Origin of the sequence: Lachnobacterium bovis DSM 14045, assembly GCF_900107245.1 — a bacterium.
Taxonomy (GTDB): Bacteria; Bacillota; Clostridia; order Lachnospirales; family Lachnospiraceae; genus Roseburia; species Roseburia bovis.
Map to the genome: position 1 here is coordinate 42,156 of NZ_FNPG01000012.1, position 19,017 is coordinate 61,172.

Genomic DNA, 19,017 nt, shown 5'->3' on the forward strand with positions numbered 1-19,017 from the left:
TTATCCCTCCTCCTTTACATTTTTATCTAAAATTACTCTATATCTTCTACAAAACCAATATATGGTAAATTTCGATATCTCTGATCAAAATCAAGACCATATCCAACTACAAATTTATCTGGAATAACAAATCCTGTATAGTCTACATTTACATCATCAACAACACGTCTATCTGGTTTATCTAATAAAGTACAAAGTGTTAATGTCTTAGGATTTCTACTTTCAAATAATTTTAGTAATCGACTTAATGTATTTCCTGAATCTATAATATCTTCAACAATAATTACGTTTTCACCTTCAACAGATTCTTCTAAATCTTTCTTTACATTGATTACACCCGAAGATTTAGTTGCTGCTCCATAACTAGAAACAGTCATAAAGTCAATAGTCATTGGTAATTCTATTCTTTTTGCTAATTCTGTTGTAAAGAAAATAGAACCTTTCAAAATACATACCAAAAATACTGACTCACCTTTAAATTTTTCTGTGATTTCTGCACCTATTTCAGCAATTCTTTTATTTAATTGCTCTTCTGTTAAATATACTGAAATATTATGTTTAGTTGTATCCATTTTAATTTCCTCCGTTATATTGAATTTCAAGAATACTTTCGGTCATATCAGAAATCCTATATGAATATCCTATTCTCATTCCTACTATCCATATTATTTCTGAATCTTGTGTCAACAATGGAATGTGGTCTCTTTCACTAGCTAAAACTTTCTCATCAATAAAATATGATTTTAGCTTTTTATGGTGTCCATCTGAATCGCTAACAATAAAATCGCCACTTCTTCTATTGCGAATTTGAAAGCCTTTTTTTATCTTATCATAATCTAAGTATTTAGTATACTTTTTTTTAATAAGGTCCTCGGGATTAACAGATGCATGTAACAATCGAACGCTGAAATAGCTTTTCGTTCCATCATTCAAAGAAATAATAAGTTTCTCTCCATCTACTAACTCCTCAAGTTTTTCAAAAAAATCAGATTTTATCTCTATAACATTCCTTACGTCTTTATAATCGACATTTTTCTTGTTTTCTTTCACTTTATTTTTCAAAAAAACTTTTATCGTTTCATATGACACTACAGCTTGAATATTATAAGGCAACAAAACCTTACGCCCTGTCTGCTTATTTATCAAATCAAGTACTGCCATCACATGCTTGTTAGTTATATCTTTTTTCTTTTTGGCACAAGAAATAATAGTAGTTCTAATTACTTCCTTTGCTATCGCTATATCGCACTCCGACAGTTTATTGATATTAATATTATAAACTTCATTGCCATGTTTATCATGTTCTATCGAGACTATTTTTTTATACTCTCTATCTGCTTCCTTCCTAAAATAATTACGAATTTCACGCAATTTATTTGCTGTCTCGTTTATATGTAAAACAGCTTGATTATTTATTTGATTCAATTGCGGCAAAATATTTTTTCTAATACGATTTCTGTCATATTGAATATCACTATTGGTAGAATCCGTGCAAAAGTCCTGATTCTTTTCTGCCAAAAATCGTTCAATTTCCGCTCTGCTTACGCCCAATAGAGGTCTGATATAGTACACATTTTTGCTGACATGTCGGATTGGTTCTATTCCACACACACCGTCAATTCCTGTTCCTCTTGCCATCTGAAACAATATTGTTTCTGTATTATCTTCTAAATGATGTGCAATCGCAATTTTTACGGAGTCTGATTTTTCTGCACGCGAAAATGCCACCTTTTTGAACTTTTCATAACGCAAAATTCGTGCAGCTTCTTCCTCACCCAAGCCATGAGACTTTGCATAATTTATTACATCAACATGAAAAATATTAATTGGTATTTCTAGATTTTTGCATAATTTTTCCACAAACCTTGCGTCAGATAAGCTCTGTTCTCCACGAATTCCATGTTCTACGTGGACAACTTCTAAATAAAATGACAAACTCTTTTTAAGTTCATTTAAAATCAATAACATAGCAACAGAATCTGCCCCACCAGAAACTGCCGCAATAATCCTATCATCTTTCCCTATCAACCCATTTGGGATTATATATTTTTTTATTTTATTTATCATAAAAATTATTTACTTTCTTCCTTAAAAATAATTTCATTATCGTTAGCTAACCCAAGTTTGGATTTTGCAGTATTTTCTATATATTCTTTAGACTTAGTATATTCTTCGTACTTTTTAATCTGTTTGGTTCTTTGTTTCTCATTTTTAATTTTCTTTTTTAAATTCTTCTGTTCCTGTACATACTCTTTATTCTGTTTTTTCATTGAGTAAACATTGTACGACATTGCACCAACAAATACGACCGCTATAACACCTGCAATAGCAAATATTTTCGTGTTTCTTACTTTTCGTCTAATTTTCATATTCTATCTACCCCTTATACATATTCAAATAAATCCTTTGCCTGTTCCTTTTTTGTTGTATCCTGGATATCTAATACTCTTACTTTTACTGTCTTTTGTCCAAACGCAATCTCAATTATGTCACCTACTTTTACTTTAACAGAAGCTTTTGCCGGTTTACCATTAACCATAACTCTACCCGCATCACATGCTTCATTTGCAACTGTACGTCTTTTTATTAAACGTGATACCTTTAAAAACTTATCTAATCGCATTCTATCCTCTCCTTAAGTATAACACTTTTCCGTTTTAAATAATTATTTTTTACAAATATATTTTTTCTTATAGAAAAAAGTGGAACGCTCCAATTGCGTCCCACCATAATTCTATAAATATAACACTCTAATTATTCGATATTAGTTATTAACTTGCTCTTTTAAACTTTTACCTGGTTTAAATTTAGGTGCTTTTGATGCAGGAATTTGCATTTCTTCTTTAGTCTGTGGATTTCTACCCATTCTTGCAGCTCTTTCTACAACTTCGAATGTACCAAATCCAACTAATTGGATTTTTTCACCCTTCTGTAATTCTTCTACAACAACCTCCTGAAATGCTCTTAAAGCGTTTTCAGCGTCCTTTTTAGATAACATAGCTTTATCTGCCATTGCTGCAACTAATTCTGTTCTGTTCATTATTATTTCCTCCTCTGGATATTATATTTTATAGAGTCCCGCTCCTAAAATCTATTACAAGAATATATATACTTGTTTTTCAAGTTTTTGTCAAGAAAAAAGTTGTTTTTTAGGATGTCCCTTTATTTCTAAGTAGTTCCGTCAATGTTTGGATATAATCCTTAAGCTGATCTGTTGTTATATTACTATTATTTGAATTATTTTGTGACTGAGTATTGTTTCCATTTTGTGATGTTCCATTTGTTCTACCATTGGTACTTCCACTTGAATTTGTACTACCGTTTCCCTGACTGTTTGAACTATTGTTACCATTTTGTCTATTTTCACGTTGCTCAACAACTTCTTCATGATTTTTTGGCAGGTTAGATTGGGTATTATTTTTCGCCGCCTGTTCATTAGTTTCCATTGTAATAGCAACTGTACCCTCTGGAGAATTCACATATAAAACTTTATTCATTGTTGCGTATCCATTTGCCATTATTTTCAATGAATGTTTTCCATATCGTAGCGATATCGGATTTGAATAATCAATCTGTTTGCCATCAATAAAAATCTGAGCATTTAAAACATTTGGTGCAAACAAAATCTTACCATATGATGGTCCCGGTCCTTTTAACTCATCAAGGTTAACCTCTGTGGTTTCTCCTCTATTTATTACTATTTCTTTACTTCCACCCCAACCATCATTGGCAACAGCCAATAGGTATTTTCCTTCCTGAACATCCATTTCCATGTCCTTTGTAATATTTACAAATGCTCTATTATCTAGTTGTAAAAAACTGCCTTCAAATAGACTAGTATTTTTTAATTGTAATTTTCCATGTCCTGTTGTAACAACTATCGAATATATTTCTTTTCCTTTGCCCTCTGCCTCTAGTTCATCCTTTTGACTTAACTTGTTTAATTCTATTATTTCGTTTCCTGAAAAAACAAGCAATTTATCATTATAGTTATAGATATTCTCACCTATTTTTATCTGTTTTTTTGCTTCATCAATACTAAATTTTTTAATGTTCGTGTAATTCCACGTATTAGATGATACATTGATTTTTCCTACTTTTCCAACCTTATTAACAGATCCTATATTAACAATTTTTCCCGGAGAAATTTGTCCCAAAGATATTTCGTTTCCAAATTTGTTAGTAATTTTGGTATCTGCGCCTATATAATATTGATATTCGAGATTATCTTTTCTGCTATAAAGCTTTATTGAACAGCCCTCAGAATCGACATCTATTACCACAAAATCTTCCTTATTGTTAGTCTTTTTCTTCTTCTTACTGTTATTTTTTTGTTTATTGGAGTTTTCATCGTCTAAAAGATTATCACTTTCACTACCATTTTCATCATTATTTTTTGATTCATCTCCTGAATAATACTCGACTCCTAATGAAATTTCACGGTCTTTTGTAAGTCCGCAGCCATACAATAGACCTGAAATCATTAAGAAAAAGATACCTAATATCAAAACTCTAAATTTCATACGAGTTCTTTCACCCATAATTATCCCCCTTTTTGAAGTTTTGCATATTAATAAAAGTTTCTCTAGTTACAATCGAACCTACTTTTTCACCATCGTATTATCACTACTTATTATTATCTTTTAAAAAAGAATTCTTTACTATCTTGGTTAGTTTTTCTTTTTCGTTTAATTCTGGCGAATCTAAAACCTTCTCAAAGAGTTTTCTTAAAACATCCCCGATTTCTTTGCCTGGATTAACTCCTAATTCAATCAAATCATTTCCATTAATCATCATATCCTTTAAGGCTACACACTGCCCTTTATCCACTATACTCCTATATATATCGACATATTTTCTCAAATACTCAGCTTTTTTTTCACGATTATACTCGCTTTGTGCTAAATAATCTGCTTTTTGAATGTCAAATAAATCCGGATAACACTCTAAACCGTTATTATTCATTGCATGACGAATGCTTTTTTCATCTAATTTAGGTCTATCATCATGTGCTTTTATCAAACGAACAACCTGATTTATTGTTGCATTGTCAAATTTTAATCTCTTTAAAATATTTTTAGCCATTTTAGCGCCTTCTTCTTGATGTCCCTTAAAATGGTCTGCTCCATTCTTATCTGTTATCTTGCAAATTGGCTTAGCAACATCATGAAGAAGCATTGTAAGTCTTAAAACCTTATCTTTCTTTACATTCTGTACAGCTTTTACTGTATGTTCTCCCACTGTATACATATGATGTTTACTATTTTGAGTAGTCTCCATCATTTTATCAAACTCTGGGAAAAACACTTTTGTCAAGCCTAATTTATATGCTGTAAGGATTTCTTCAGGATGATCAGAAACTAATAGTTTCACCATTTCGACCTGAATACGTTCCGCACTCACTTTTTTTATTGTTGGAGCTAAAGATTTTATTGCTTTTTGTGTATCCTCATCAATTGTACACCCTAATTGTCCAGCAAATCTAATTGCTCGAAGCATTCTTAAAGCATCTTCTTGAAATCTTTCCATAGGATTTCCTACACAACGAATAACTTTTCTCTGTAGATCTAATTCTCCTTCAAATAAATCTACCAATCCATTTTCTTCATTATATGCCATTGCATTTATTGTAAAATCTCTTCTTTTTAAATCTTCTTCTAGTTTTGGTGTAAAAAACACATTTTTAGGGTGTCTGGCGTCTTCATATTCCCCGTCTATTCTATATGTTGTTACTTCATATCCAACATGCTGGTCCATCACTGTAACCGTGCCGTGTTCTATTCCTGTATCTATTGTGTGTGGAAAAAGCGCCTTAACTTCTTCTGGCTTTGCAGAAGTTGTAATATCCCAATCTTGTGGTTTCCTTCCAAGGATGGTATCTCTTACACATCCTCCAACCGCGTATCCTTCGTATCCATTTTGTTTTAATACATCAATTATTTTTTTTACTGATTCTGGTAAAATTATATTCACGTTTTTCCTCCGTTATATTTAGCAAAAATAATATCTCATATCATTTATCCACTAAAATTGTGCCAAAAATTATTATTCGTAATTCTAAACATTTTTACATTATTCACCCAAAAAAAAGCCACCCTACAAATATAGGATGGCATTAATTTTATGTTAATAAATAATTCTAGTATGCCTTGCCCCAATATACAAGTTTGTGAGCTGGCTTACCACAGCAAGCACATACTTCTGAAATTCTTTCTTGATCTTCAAATGGCATACAACGACTTGTTACTGATAAATCTTCTTTAATCTTATTCTCACAAGCCTCGTCTCCACACCACATAGCTCTAATAAATCCAGGTTTGTTTTCTGCAACATCCTTAAATTCTTCATAATTATGAGCATCCCATATGTGAGAGTCTCTATGAGCTTTTGCTCTTTCAAACATATCTTTTTGAATTGCTTCAAGAATTTCTGGTACTTTTGTCTCAATATCATCAAGTGATACTTCGATTTTTTCTCTTGTGTCACGTCTTACAACAACACATTTATTATTTTCAATATCTTTTGGTCCTAATTCAATTCTTACTGGAATACCACGCATTTCCTGCTCAGAGAATTTCCAACCTGGTGTCTTATCTGAATCATCTATCTTAATTCTGCATACATTACTTAGTCTTGAAACTACTTCATTTGCTTTATCTAATACACCATCTTTTTTCTGTTGAATTGGAATAACCATTGCCTGAACTGGTGCAATTCTTGGAGGTAAAACAAGTCCTGAATCATCACCATGTACCATGATTAACGCTCCAATAATACGTGTTGTCATACCCCATGATGTCTGGTATGCATAATGTAATTTATTATCTTTATCTGTATATTGAATTCCAAATGCCTTAGCAAAACCATCACCAAAGTTGTGGCTTGTACCAGATTGAAGAGCCTTACCATCGTGCATTAATGCTTCAATTGTATATGTAGCTTCTGCACCTGCAAATTTCTCTTTTTCTGTTTTCTGTCCACGTACAACTGGAATTGCAAGAACTTCTTCACAGAAATTAGCATATAAGTTAAGCATTTGAACTGTTCTTGCTTCTGCATCTTCAGCAGTTGCATGAACTGTATGACCCTCTTGCCATAAGAATTCTCTTGTACGAAGGAATGGTCTTGTTTCTTTCTCCCATCTTACAACGCTACACCATTGGTTATATACCTTTGGTAAATCTCTGTAAGACTGGATTAAATTTTTATAAAAATCACAGAATAAAGTCTCTGATGTAGGTCTTACACATAATCTTTCTTGTAATTCGTTTAATCCACCATGTGTTACCCATGCAACTTCTGGTGCAAAACCTTCAACATGATCTTTCTCCTGCTCTAATAAACTTTCTGGAATAAAAATAGGCATATATACATTTTCAACGCCTGTTTCTTTGAATCTTTTATCTAACTCTTTTTGGATATTTTCCCAAATAGCATAGCCTGCGGGCTTAATTATCATACATCCTTTTACACTAGAATAATCAACTAACTCAGCCTTTTTCACAACATCTGTATACCATTGTGCAAAATCTTCCTCCATGGAAGTGATGGCTTCTACTAATTTTTTCTCTTTAGCCATGACAATCTCCTTTATATTTTATTTTCACCCGCATTATTGGGTAAATCTGTAATTGCTCATCAAAACATACTAATATCTATTTTATTTTATACTTTTTAATATGTCAAGTCACAGTTTAGCACTCCTCTCGGCTAAAACTATGGGCTTTACGGCGTATTTTTGTAAGACTTAGTATTCTTTTAATTCTTTCTTAAATCACTCGATAAACCTTTTTTGCAATTAAAAGATTTACAACATATAAAATAAAGAACATTATTACTGCTACTCTAGAATAAATGCCAAACATGACGAACAAAATAATACACTACTCCTACAAGTAAAAATCTTAACACTCCTACAAGTCTAGCTTTAAGCTTTTTATTTTTCATCAAAAATCTCCTTCCATTTCTTTAATTTATGATAATTCTTTTTATAATATTTTAACAACCTATTTATTGCCTTCGCTGTCAACACAGCATTAGATTTGCAAAATAAAAAAGTAACACTATATATAATGACTATTTCTCTCACTTTCAAATTCTGAGTCACTATTAAGGCCGTATTTAGACAAAATGTTGCCAATAAACACACTTCAAAAAAGAATTTCATTTTTTCTTTAATATATTTTTTTTCATTAAACATAGCTAAATAATATGTCACATAATGCGCTCTTTCTAGCCTAAAGTTATTTATTCCAAGAACTATCATTATATTTATTATAAAAAATATTGTAACTAATGTTATACTTGAAAAATCTGGTCTGTTTTTGCTGATTGCAATAGGTATTACATATAGCATAATCGATGCAACAATGTATTTTAGTGAATCAAAATCTCTTATTATTAACAACCAGTTTTTTTTATAAAACGAAACCTGTTTTGATTTACGAAAGTATCTAATAACTTTTACTACATACAATATTTCCAACATAATTACACAAAGCACAGCTTTTGATCCTGTCAAACTAAAACTGCAATCTTTAAAGTTCACATTATTTATGTGACTATATAACGATATTGATGCGATAATTTCTTCAATTGATACAATAATTGCTATTTCTTTATATATATCTTTCTTTATAATACTCTTAAGACACAATTCGAATAAAAGAATTTCTCCAAATACTACAAAGGTTACTGCCAAAACAACAATAGTATTCATAGTACCCCATTCTACAATTATTGGCTCTAAAAAATTTCTGCAAATTATAAATACTACAATATTTGAAATTATGACATTTTTTAAAAAGTAGTACATATAAATTTTTTTTCTTTCTAGTCCTGCCATATAGAGCATAATTTCATCTTTCCTAAACAAAATCTGTTTATAAATTTGCATTGGAAAAAATAATAATTCTGACATAGCAATAAATATATAAATTATATTACATTCATTAACATGAAAATTCACATGTTTTTTTAATAACAATCTACATCCCTCAAACATGAGTAGCATAATTATTACTATTACACTTAATATTATTCTTACATATTTTTGCTGTCTTAAGTCGCAGGTATTTATTAACCAATTTGCTTTAAATATTCTTTTCATTGATTTACCTCTATCACTTCTATATCAAGTACTCCTTAAACATGTCTGTAAATGTTCTATCACTATCGTATTCTTCCATTGCGATAATTTTACCTTCTTTTAAAAATATAGCATCTGTGCAAATGTCGTTTACAACATCTAAATCATGCGATGAGAAAACAATACTATTATTATTTTTACTTACAAATTTCTTCATCCACTCTTTCATATTGATAATACTTACTGGATCTAAGCCTGTAAACGGCTCATCTAGAATCATAATATTGGGATTATGTATCATTGCTGACATAATTGAAATCTTTTGTTTCATACCTTTAGAATATTCTTCTATCCTAGTATCAATTTTATCCTTAAATTCAAACATGCTTATATATTCTGTAGTCTCTTTATCCAAGTCTTTTACCGAGCTTTCTTTATTTTTCCCTTCCATTCCATAAATATACTTAATATATTCCAACTGTTCTCTACCTGTTAATTTTTCTATTAACATTGGTTCATCTGGAACATATCCTATTTTCCATCTATTATCAATCAAATTCTCCCCATCTAATTTAACTTCTCCACTATCCTTCTTTTCTATTCCTAACATGATTTTTATAGTTGTCGATTTCCCTGCTCCATTCTTTCCAAGCAATGCATATATACGATTAGATTTTATTTTTAAATCTGGAATATTTAATTCGAAATTATTCTTTCTCCTTTTGATTACGTTTTTTAATTCTACCATATTTACCTCACACAAACAAAGACGCCACTAGTAATATTTCAAGTAACCTGGATGCATCTAAATTAGTAAAAAATATATAACATATATTTTTCCGTTATATTATAAAAAAAAAAAAAAAGTCAAGTATTTTTTTATAAATTATTTTTTTTATTACGTAAAAAACTCTACAAAGCAAATCTTATATTAATCACCTTGTAGAGCCCATATTCTTATTCATTTTTAAAAAACTATAAAACTTACTACAAACTAAAACTGTTCAATAAATTCCTTAAAAACCTTATTCTGAGGTTTTATCTCAAAATGCATCTTTTCATTAGTACTTGGATGTACAAATGTTATTCTATATGAACATAAACCTGGTGTTCTTATTCCCTGAACTTTACCATTTCCATATTTTTGATCTCCTAAAAGTGGACATCCCATATGTGCCATTTGCACTCTAATTTGATGCTGTCTACCTGTTTTTAATGAAACATCTATCATTGCGTGATTTCCTCTAGTGTAAACCACGTTGTAAGCCAAAACAGCTTTTTTGGCATTTTTTCTTTCCTTACCAACAACAGTAGTTATATTTGTTTTTCTATCTGTAAGCAGATAATCTGTCAATGTTCCCATAACACTCTCAGGAATACCATCTGTTACTGCATAGTAATGTTTACCTATTCCATGAGTTCTCATCTGCTCAGATAAATTTGCTGCTGCTTCCTTATTTTTTGCAAAAAGCATTACGCCTTCTACCGGTTGATCTAATCTGTTAATTATTCCTAAATAAGTACTTTCATTATTTTCAGCTAAATGATTTCTCAGAAGGCTATCCATGTCCTGTTGTCCTAATCTCGCAGTCTGCGTTGCAACTCCTGCAGGTTTATAACAAACAATAATATCATTATCCTCGTGTAAAATGTTTAATTCCATGTTAAGCCTCCTATTCTTTATCTAGCATTACTTTTCCTATCAATATTATAATACTCTTACCTCTATTATAATACAATTTACATTCTAAAGCGATAGCCAACTCCCCAAATTGTTTCTATATACTGTGGTTTTGTTGTATTAAGCTCAACTTTTTCTCTGATTTTTTTTATATGGACAGTTACTGTTGCAATATCACCCACAGATTCCATATCCCATATTTGTTTAAATAAATCTTCTTTAGTAAAAACATGATTTGGATTACTAGCCAAAAAAGCAAGTAAATCAAATTCTTTGGTTGTAAACTGTTTTTCTTCATTGTTAACCCACACACGTCTGGCTGTCTTATCAATTTTAATGCCTCGGATTTCTATAACATCATTCCCATATTGAGTTGTACTTCCGATTAATCTCTGATATCTTGCCAAATGCGCTTTAACTCTTGCAACAAGCTCACTTGGTGAAAATGGTTTGGTTATGTAATCATCAGCGCCTAATCCTAATCCTCTGATTTTATCTATATCATCCTTTTTTGCAGAAACCATAATGATTGGCGTGTTCTTTTTATTCCTTATTTCTTTGCACATTTCAAAGCCATCAATTCCTGGTAACATCAAATCTAATATAAACAAATCATAATCATCTGCTAGTGCCTTTGCCAAGCCATTTGTTCCATCATTTTCAATTTCAACTTCAAATCCACTCAATTCAAGATAGTCTCTCTCTAAATCCGCAATAGCTGCCTCATCTTCCACGATTAAAATCTTATTCATCTTGCACCTCCTGATATTTTCGAATTATAAAGTACATGGTGGTCCCATAACCTTCTTTACTGGTTACCCAAATTCTTCCACCATGGTCTTCTACTATTTTTTTTACTATTGAAAGCCCTATTCCACTTCCACCTGTGGCAGAGTTTCTTGATGCATCTGCCCTGTAAAATCTATCAAAGACGTATGGTAAATCTTTTTGTGAAATACCTTTTCCGTTATCTTCAATTTCAGTCTGAACATAATCACCTACGTCTTTTACTCTAATATTTAAAAATCCACTAGCTTTATCCATATATTTTACGGAATTTCCAACAATATTATTAATGACTCTGTTTAACTGTTCTGGGTCAGCTATTATTATGGTATCGTCATCAGCATAATTATAATATGCCAATCCCAATCCTCTGTTCTCTAGATCCAGACTTATTTCTTCAATACAGTCATTGTAATATTCTTTTACATTCAATTTTGCAAAATTATATGGAATCCTGTTATTATCTATTTTTGAATACAAGGTAAGTTCATTTATCAAAGAATCCATATCATTTGCCTTGTTATATATTGTTTTTATATATCTTTCTACTTTTTCTGGTGAATTTGCCACTCCATCTATAATACCCTCTGCATATCCCTTCACTGCAGTAATTGGAGTTTTTAAATCGTGTGCAATATTGCTTATTAATGCTCTATTCTCTTTTTCATCATTGACTTTATCCTGTGCATTTGCTTTAAGTTTCTTTCTGATTTGATCTAATGCATCATTAAGTCTTGCAATTTCATCATCTTTTTCTTTAAATACCTTTGCATCATAATCAAGATTGCCATCCTTAATATTCTCTGCAACTTCTCTTGTTTTTTCTATTGGATAAACAAAATTCAAATATATCCATGAAGTTATACATATAGCTGTTACAATTAGTATAAAAAGAATACTGATAAAAGTTGTCATTATCATATCAGCTCTTTGTGGAATCAATGAATCAAGTTCTGTAACAACATATACATTATTTATTCTCTTTTCTCTTGTTTCAAAAGTTAACTGTTTTATAAGATATTTTTTTTCACCATTAATCAAAGTTACAAGATAAATATTTTTATCTGACACTTTATTATTCTTTATTGTTTCAACTACCTTATCAACTTTATTTTTTCCAACATAAATAACATTATCCTGCTCCTTTAATACGATAAACGAATTTTCTTTTTCTAATTTTTCATTGATTTCTTCTATATACTCTATTTTTTTTAAATTATCAACATTTTTATTGATTTCATCCCTTGTGCTAGTATAAACTTTAGATAAATACTTATTAAAAAAAACTATATTCTCGTACGCACTGTGACTGCTTTCAAATTCATACGTCTCTTCTAAATCCTTAGTTTGTACATAAGTATACAGTTTCGTAACTAAAAATACTAAAACAAGTGGAATTAACACAATCAGTATAAAGGTTACTGTAAGTTTCTTCCTCACTTTCATATTTTTGCCTTCCTCTCATAATAAGGAATTTCTATAGTATATTTATCGTAATTTTTATACATCGCTTTAACATTGTAAATTAAAAATTAATTTTTTATTAAATTTTTTTACAAAAAAAAGATCATCAACGAGTGATGATCTTAGTTCCAACCAAAACAAACATCATAATAGATACGTTCTTTAAATTATACATACATATTTTAAATGATTCTATTATTTGATATTGATTATCTAATTTATTTATTAATTCAAAATGTTTCCACGTTTCTAATTCTTGCCATGCTAATTCTTTAAAAAAGACAAAATCTGACCATTGTGTAGCCAAAAAATCTTTTGGAATGGTTATACTCCCAAATATAATCACACATACAACGATAACAAATACTGCAACTATTTTGGTATACCATCCATTATAATCAGGAGTATTGTCAAAAACATCCCATTCTCTAAATGGTGTCTTTTGAATTAAATCATATCCCTTACTTGCTAACCATTTACAGCCGTTAATTATTTCTATCTTTTTTTGTCTACAAATAAAAACTATCAATAAAATTAGCTGTATTAATATCATTATTTTTATCAAACTATCTGCATAAAAATATAATCTTTCATATGCATATCGATTTTTTTCCATAGAAAAAGAAATCATATCCGTCTGAGTTCCTTCTTCTAACGATGTAGCATATGGCTTATATGCTGTACCACAAAGTAAAACATTTTCATTTGCTTCCTTAGATTTATCGTTTACCTCAGCAAATATTCCTTCCTCAACATCTTTTGCCACATCCGAAACCGTATACTCTATTCCGTTTATTTGGAGTTTTGTTCCTTTTACATTTAGAGTTCCTACGAGATCATATGCTGTCTTTTTTCCTAAAATACAGCAATTATTGTCATCCATAAATAGCTCTGCATTAGAATTAACTATATTTTTACTGTTTCCACAAAAATATATAATTCTTTGATTACTTGAGGATTCTAGCCCTTCAACCTTAACAGATTTATATCCAGCATCTCCCCAAAAAGTGTATTTATAAGAATTATTTTTCAATAATTGCAAATTTTTACTGACCTGTTTAGGTGATAAAGGCATATCTTCATATGAATAGTCAATTCTATCTTTAGCAATCGCTATATTGTTTTTTTGAAAAATTGCAGATACTTCCATAAAAAGCATTGCAGCAATTACAAACACTACAAAGATATGAATACTTTTTATGTATTTCAATTTACTTTTTATCAACTTTATCTCCCTCACTTATGGCCTTTGTTGCAGTTGTGACAATTGGTGTAGTATAGTCTAAATCACCTGAAACTGCTACTTTATCTGCATTTTTATCTAATACTTTAACATTAACTTTCTTTATAACGTTAGTTGTACCTAAAACAGTATCCTTCTCATCTAAAACATATACACAATAATCGCCATTATCCTGTCTTAAAGCTGTTCTGTCTAATACGTACCGATAGCTTTTAGAGCCTGTCTCAATTTTTGCCTTCACAGATTCTGAAATCTTTACGTCATCACTTGAAGTTTCTAGAATTGCCACATAACTTGTTGTTCCACTGTCTGTTGCTCCTCCTGCATCTGTTGGAACTCCACCATCAGCTGACATATCACCTGATTGTCCAACATCACCTGCATCTGTAGAACCCGAAGTTGAACCATTATCATTAATACTAGATGTCTTTGGACCTACTGAAATCAAATCTGCTTTAATCTTTTTATCCTTTGAATTGTATATTTTAATCTTACCTTTTACGTTTAAAAAATTATATTCTTGTTCATTCAAAGTGACTTCTATTTGCTTCGCATCATTCTTACTTGCCATATGAATAAAAGCTTCCGCAGATGTCATGTTTCCATTTTTTATAGAAACCTCTGTGACAATTCCATCTTCCGGTGCCTTTATAGTTCCACCATTTGCTACTACTTCATTTACTTTATTAAGCGCATCCTGTTTCTCTGCTAAATCACTTTTTTGAGTACCTTCGTCTTGTTGTGGAAGTGCTGATTCATCTACCGCCTTTTTTGCATTATCGATTTCTATTTTCGCATTACTTACCGCATCATTATATTCTTGTTGTTTTTGCTTAACATCATCCTGTAAATTTTTCTTTGTCTCTGCAATTGTTTTTGCGTCATCATCGGCAGATGGTTTATAACTATTTAATTGATTCTGAGCATCCACCAAATTTTGTTTTGCCTGTGCTACTTTTTGATTATTAAGATTTACAGCATTATCATAGTCTGTTTTTGCCTGAGCTGCCTTCATGTTGTTAGTTTCTTTGCTTACATCTAAACTTGATTTTGCTGCATTATACTCATTTTGAGCCTTTTTCTGAAGATCACTTAAAGTTTTTTGTTCAAACTCAATTAACGTCTCACCTTTACTAACTTCCTGTCCAACCTTGCACTTCACTTTAGAAACTCTTAAATTTTCTATACTATATAAAGCAATATCTGACTCTGATTTTACTTTACCTTGTTCTTCAAAATCATTATCTAAAGAGCCTTCATTAGCCATAATTGTTTCTACTAAAGGTGTGCACAATGAACTTATCTGTCTTGATGCATAGGTACATAATGCTATTACTACTAATACTGTCAAAAAAAGTTTCTTTCTTTTTTTAGTAATCTTTTCTCCTATCATAATTCCTTCCTCTGTCTTGCTAACTTATGTTAATTACTCTGTTTTACTTATTTACTTTCTCCTAGCGAAGCAACTCCATTTTCCAATTCTTCCGAGAACTCTCTAAAGAGTGCTATACACGGAATAATCATTATTACTGATGCTCCAAAAGCATACTTTGCATTTGCTAAATCTATCTTTGGTAAAAACAAAGATAACGTCCACAAACTTTTTGTTTTTAAAAAAATCATTGGTTGTTCAACTATATTCCAATATTCAAGAAAATTTAAAATCATTGATGAAATAATTCCAGGCATTGCAAGTGGAACAGCTATTTTAGTAAATATTGTAAAATCATTTGCACCATCAATTTGAGCTGCTTCAATTAAACTGTCTGGAATATTCTTGAATGAACCTAGCATCAAAAAAACTGGAAACGATTGGAAAATTCCAATTACAATTATTCCAACTAGGGTATCTAACAAACCTAATTTATCTAAAATTATATATTGTGGCAACATTACTGTCTGAAATGGCAAAAACATTATAATCAAATATAAGAACTCAACTATTTTTTTGCCCCTAAATTTATATTTTGCCAAAGCCCATGCTGCCGGCATACCCACTATCACCTGTCCAACAGTTACACTTATCGCCACTTTCATCGAATTCCAAAAAGCCACAAAATACTCTGGACTATCAAAAAGCACTTTTATATAAGCCCTAAAGGAAACCTCGATAGGGAAAATAATCCAACTAATATATGATGATTTTTTTTCTGAACTTAATGGTCCTAAACAATGTAATAACGTTGCATCTGTCATACATGAGCCCATAAAAAGTAATACTATTGGCATAACACAAAACAGCATCAGAATTAGCATTATTATGTTAACCCCTATGCTTGATTTTTTATTTTTCATAATTTACTGCTCCTAATTTTTTCACAAATAATGCAAGAAGAGTAATTACTATTAAGTTAATAGTTGCTGCTGTAGCCATCTTACTTATCTCTAATTCTCTGAACCAGTTATTAAATAAATGCTGCAACATATATATTCCATCTGCCGGATAATCTCCAGCAATCAAATATGCTTCTCTATAAACTTTAAAAGAATTAATCACTCCTAGGATTATTTGAAGTACAATTGTTGGGATAATATTTGGTATAGTTATATACCAAAATTTAGTAATGCGTCCAGCACCATCAATATCTGCTGCTTCATATATTTCCTCCGGAACAGCTAGAAGTCCAACTAACCATATAATTGTACAATAACCAAGATTTTTCCATATGAAACTTAACACTAATACATAAAATGAAGCATTCGTGGTCAACCATTTCACTCCCGATATACCAAAAATATTTAAACACCCATTAATAATTCCTTTGTTTTCAAAAAGAAAACGCCATATAATAATCAATGATACAACTGGTATCGTCATTGGAAGTAACAAAACATGCTTCAATTGTTTTTCTAGCCACACATTATATGTTATTTTTACAGCAATCCATAATGAAATAATCAAAATGATTGGTACACCTATAAGAATAAACCTTATTGTATTTACTGCTGCAAGCTGAAAAGCTTCATTATTGAATACTTCTATATAGTTGTCTATTCCAACAAATTCAGAGCCTTCACAATTAACAAATGATCTTCTTACAACATCAAGCAATGGATATATGTAAAAAATACACACTCCTATAAAACTTGGTATTAAGAAAAACCATGCTTTTGAAATTTTGCTTTTCTTATTTTTCATTTCTTACTCCATCTAGCTTAATTATATTGTCACACATATTTGAAAGTTCTTTGTTATGTAAAATAAAAATTGTTGTTTTATTTTTACGATATTCTTTTATGAATTTAATAATACTTTTGCTACTTACCTTAATATCACCTTGATTACATTTATAAAAACCCACCAATAATTTTGCTAGTGTTGTCTTCCCACAACCACTCTTTCCAACTATTGCGGTAGTAATTCCTTGCTTAATAAAAAAGGTTTTATTCTCAAAAACTATTTTATTGTTATATTCAAAACAAAGGTTTTTAAACTCTATATCTCCATCTTTAAATCTAATTTCTTTTGTATGATTCCACTCTTCTTCTTCATTTTCAATATTTAATATATCATCTAATCTTGCAAATGAAACGACTGAATCCTGTAAACTTAGTTGAATTCTAACAAAAGAAACCACTGGTTCAACAAAATAACCTTCTACAGAAATAAATAATAAAAGTGTTCCAACAGTTAATTCTCCGTTAATAATACTGTTCATACCAATTGCCAACATAGCAATTGCAATCACATTATCTAGAATATCAACAACAAATGAATATTTGATGTTAGCAGCTTTCCCTTTTATTACGTTATCTTGATATTCATCAACTTTTTTTACTAGTCTAAGTTTATTCTTTTTTTCATACGATAAAGTTTTTATAGTAATTAATGAATCTAACGTTTCTTTAACATCTGTAAATAAGTTTGTATCTATCTAATACTGTATATCTAATATGCTTCACTTTTTTTATATAGAAATATGATACAATTAAAAAAATCAAATTTGAAATACTTTCTATTTCTTCAAATCTAGACAATATTTCTCCTGTTCTATAATTATCCAACATTTTAATTGGCGCACTCATAATTTTTGTTATAAATTTATTCTGAAGATTAACACCAATTTTTTTTGCCATATTCGCCGAAACACTGTCTCTGAGCATTTTACACAAACTCATAATAACATACATAATTCCAAGCCCGATTAATGTTATAAAAAACATATCAGTTTTTCTATCATAAATGTATGAATCCATTATATCTTGGTATGCAAATGCTACTACATATTGCAAAACCATAATAATTATAGCTAGTACCGTAGAAATTACAATTGCCTTTTTATGAGCAAAAATAATTTTTAAATATTCATTAAATAATAAAGCTTTTTTGTTATTTTGTTTTATTTTTCCAGAATGCTCAAATGTAATGATATACCCTGTCCAAAATCTCAAAAATTTTTCTATTGTCCATTTCTCATTTCCACACGCAGGATCAAAAACAAATACCTTTTTTCTTGTTATTTTCCTCACTACAATAAAATGGCAAAAATTGTTTTCTGAAATTCCATGTGCAATAAAAGGGCCACATATTTCTTCCTCTAACAATTCTTCGAAACTACCTTCTAATGGTTCAGTTTCAAATCCATATTTTTTAGCAACTCTACAAATATCATAAATACTTACGCCACTTGTTGTCACCTGAAAACTTTTTCTAAAATTGGAAAGTCTATCTCTTATGCCCCAATATTTACATATTGAGGCAAAAGCTGCGACTCCACAATCCTTTTCATCATGTTGTCTCACTCCAAAAAACAT

Annotated in this window: 19 protein-coding genes; all 19 read right to left on the reverse strand. The window is 30.3% G+C overall.

The genetic code is table 11. The features are described 5' to 3' along the window. Positions 1–32: 32 nt before the first annotated feature. The 19 genes from hpt to BLV79_RS05865 all read right to left on the reverse strand — a co-directional run bounded on the left by hpt (position 33) and on the right by BLV79_RS05865 (position 19,017). Positions 33–572 carry a hypoxanthine phosphoribosyltransferase gene (gene hpt, locus BLV79_RS05775; protein WP_074717011.1) on the reverse strand — a complete coding sequence of 180 codons (540 nt, stop codon included), beginning with the start codon at positions 570–572 and terminating at the stop codon, positions 33–35. Position 573: 1 nt separating this feature from the next. Next, positions 574–2,067 carry a tRNA lysidine(34) synthetase TilS gene (gene tilS / locus BLV79_RS05780; RefSeq protein ID WP_074717013.1) on the reverse strand — a complete coding sequence of 498 codons (1,494 nt, stop codon included), beginning with the start codon at positions 2,065–2,067 and terminating at the stop codon, positions 574–576. 5 nt (positions 2,068–2,072) lie between these two features. After that, positions 2,073–2,369: a septum formation initiator family protein gene (locus tag BLV79_RS05785; RefSeq protein ID WP_074717015.1), complete on the reverse strand. Its 297-nt coding sequence runs from the start codon at positions 2,367–2,369 to the stop codon at positions 2,073–2,075. Positions 2,370–2,383: 14 nt separating this feature from the next. After that, entirely contained in the window at positions 2,384–2,623 is a 240-nt protein-coding gene (locus tag BLV79_RS05790; RefSeq protein ID WP_074717017.1) for an RNA-binding S4 domain-containing protein, read from the reverse strand. A gap of 141 nt (positions 2,624–2,764) precedes the next feature. Next, complete coding sequence (locus BLV79_RS05795; protein WP_074717019.1) at positions 2,765–3,040, reverse strand: HU family DNA-binding protein; 276 nt, start codon at positions 3,038–3,040, stop codon at positions 2,765–2,767. A 109-nt stretch (positions 3,041–3,149) separates the two neighbouring features. Continuing rightward, entirely contained in the window at positions 3,150–4,541 is a 1,392-nt protein-coding gene (locus BLV79_RS05800; RefSeq protein ID WP_074717021.1) for a hypothetical protein, read from the reverse strand. 85 nt (positions 4,542–4,626) lie between these two features. Further along, on the reverse strand, positions 4,627–5,973 hold the full coding sequence (locus tag BLV79_RS05805) for a CCA tRNA nucleotidyltransferase (protein WP_074717023.1): 1,347 nt from the start codon (positions 5,971–5,973) through the stop codon (positions 4,627–4,629). Positions 5,974–6,139: 166 nt separating this feature from the next. Then, on the reverse strand, positions 6,140–7,579 hold the full coding sequence (gene proS / locus BLV79_RS05810) for a proline--tRNA ligase (protein ID WP_074717025.1): 1,440 nt from the start codon (positions 7,577–7,579) through the stop codon (positions 6,140–6,142). A 357-nt stretch (positions 7,580–7,936) separates the two neighbouring features. Continuing rightward, complete coding sequence (locus BLV79_RS05815) at positions 7,937–9,109, reverse strand: hypothetical protein (RefSeq protein WP_074717027.1); 1,173 nt, start codon at positions 9,107–9,109, stop codon at positions 7,937–7,939. Positions 9,110–9,128: 19 nt separating this feature from the next. Then, a complete protein-coding gene (locus BLV79_RS05820) occupies positions 9,129–9,836 on the reverse strand; it encodes an ABC transporter ATP-binding protein (RefSeq protein ID WP_074717029.1) in 708 nt (235 codons plus the stop codon). Positions 9,837–10,082: 246 nt separating this feature from the next. After that, positions 10,083–10,751, reverse strand: coding sequence for an RluA family pseudouridine synthase (locus BLV79_RS05825; RefSeq protein ID WP_074717031.1), 669 nt, complete (start codon positions 10,749–10,751; stop codon positions 10,083–10,085). 77 nt (positions 10,752–10,828) lie between these two features. After that, entirely contained in the window at positions 10,829–11,521 is a 693-nt protein-coding gene (locus BLV79_RS05830; RefSeq protein WP_074717033.1) for a response regulator transcription factor, read from the reverse strand. Next, complete coding sequence (locus BLV79_RS05835; protein ID WP_074717035.1) at positions 11,514–13,001, reverse strand: sensor histidine kinase; 1,488 nt, start codon at positions 12,999–13,001, stop codon at positions 11,514–11,516. Before BLV79_RS05835 ends, BLV79_RS05830 begins: the two co-directional genes overlap by 8 nt. Positions 13,002–13,125: 124 nt before the next feature. Beyond that, positions 13,126–14,244, reverse strand: a complete 1,119-nt coding sequence (locus BLV79_RS05840) for a hypothetical protein (protein WP_074717037.1) — start codon at positions 14,242–14,244, stop codon at positions 13,126–13,128. Then, entirely contained in the window at positions 14,231–15,655 is a 1,425-nt protein-coding gene (locus BLV79_RS05845) for an HlyD family secretion protein (RefSeq protein ID WP_074717039.1), read from the reverse strand. The genes BLV79_RS05840 and BLV79_RS05845 overlap by 14 nt, the downstream gene beginning before the upstream one ends. Positions 15,656–15,702: 47 nt before the next feature. Beyond that, the gene (locus tag BLV79_RS05850) at positions 15,703–16,557 is read right to left on the reverse strand and encodes a carbohydrate ABC transporter permease (RefSeq protein WP_074717041.1); all 855 of its coding nucleotides are present in this window, start codon (positions 16,555–16,557) and stop codon (positions 15,703–15,705) included. Continuing rightward, complete coding sequence (locus BLV79_RS05855; protein WP_074717042.1) at positions 16,547–17,401, reverse strand: carbohydrate ABC transporter permease; 855 nt, start codon at positions 17,399–17,401, stop codon at positions 16,547–16,549. Before BLV79_RS05855 ends, BLV79_RS05850 begins: the two co-directional genes overlap by 11 nt. Beyond that, positions 17,391–18,137, reverse strand: coding sequence for an ATP-binding cassette domain-containing protein (locus tag BLV79_RS13165; RefSeq protein WP_330389944.1), 747 nt, complete (start codon positions 18,135–18,137; stop codon positions 17,391–17,393). Before BLV79_RS13165 ends, BLV79_RS05855 begins: the two co-directional genes overlap by 11 nt. Next, entirely contained in the window at positions 18,109–19,017 is a 909-nt protein-coding gene (locus BLV79_RS05865; protein ID WP_074717046.1) for a cysteine peptidase family C39 domain-containing protein, read from the reverse strand. Before BLV79_RS05865 ends, BLV79_RS13165 begins: the two co-directional genes overlap by 29 nt.

What these genes read in the sequence shown, in the direction of transcription:
- hpt (WP_074717011.1), bottom strand. Translation starts at nt 572, where the DNA reads ATGGATACAACTAAACATAATATTTCAGTATATTTAACAGAAGAGCAA.
- tilS (WP_074717013.1), bottom strand. Translation starts at nt 2,067, where the DNA reads ATGATAAATAAAATAAAAAAATATATAATCCCAAATGGGTTGATAGGG.
- BLV79_RS05785 (WP_074717015.1), bottom strand. Translation starts at nt 2,369, where the DNA reads ATGAAAATTAGACGAAAAGTAAGAAACACGAAAATATTTGCTATTGCA.
- BLV79_RS05790 (WP_074717017.1), bottom strand. Translation starts at nt 2,623, where the DNA reads ATGCGATTAGATAAGTTTTTAAAGGTATCACGTTTAATAAAAAGACGT.
- BLV79_RS05795 (WP_074717019.1), bottom strand. Translation starts at nt 3,040, where the DNA reads ATGAACAGAACAGAATTAGTTGCAGCAATGGCAGATAAAGCTATGTTA.
- BLV79_RS05800 (WP_074717021.1), bottom strand. Translation starts at nt 4,541, where the DNA reads ATGGGTGAAAGAACTCGTATGAAATTTAGAGTTTTGATATTAGGTATC.
- proS (WP_074717025.1), bottom strand. Translation starts at nt 7,579, where the DNA reads ATGGCTAAAGAGAAAAAATTAGTAGAAGCCATCACTTCCATGGAGGAA.
- BLV79_RS05815 (WP_074717027.1), bottom strand. Translation starts at nt 9,109, where the DNA reads ATGAAAAGAATATTTAAAGCAAATTGGTTAATAAATACCTGCGACTTA.
- BLV79_RS05820 (WP_074717029.1), bottom strand. Translation starts at nt 9,836, where the DNA reads ATGGTAGAATTAAAAAACGTAATCAAAAGGAGAAAGAATAATTTCGAA.
- BLV79_RS05825 (WP_074717031.1), bottom strand. Translation starts at nt 10,751, where the DNA reads ATGGAATTAAACATTTTACACGAGGATAATGATATTATTGTTTGTTAT.
- BLV79_RS05830 (WP_074717033.1), bottom strand. Translation starts at nt 11,521, where the DNA reads ATGAATAAGATTTTAATCGTGGAAGATGAGGCAGCTATTGCGGATTTA.
- BLV79_RS05835 (WP_074717035.1), bottom strand. Translation starts at nt 13,001, where the DNA reads ATGAAAGTGAGGAAGAAACTTACAGTAACCTTTATACTGATTGTGTTA.
- BLV79_RS05845 (WP_074717039.1), bottom strand. Translation starts at nt 15,655, where the DNA reads ATGATAGGAGAAAAGATTACTAAAAAAAGAAAGAAACTTTTTTTGACA.
- BLV79_RS05850 (WP_074717041.1), bottom strand. Translation starts at nt 16,557, where the DNA reads ATGAAAAATAAAAAATCAAGCATAGGGGTTAACATAATAATGCTAATT.
- BLV79_RS05855 (WP_074717042.1), bottom strand. Translation starts at nt 17,401, where the DNA reads ATGAAAAATAAGAAAAGCAAAATTTCAAAAGCATGGTTTTTCTTAATA.
- BLV79_RS05865 (WP_074717046.1), bottom strand. Translation starts at nt 19,017, where the DNA reads ATGTTTTTTGGAGTGAGACAACATGATGAAAAGGATTGTGGAGTCGCA.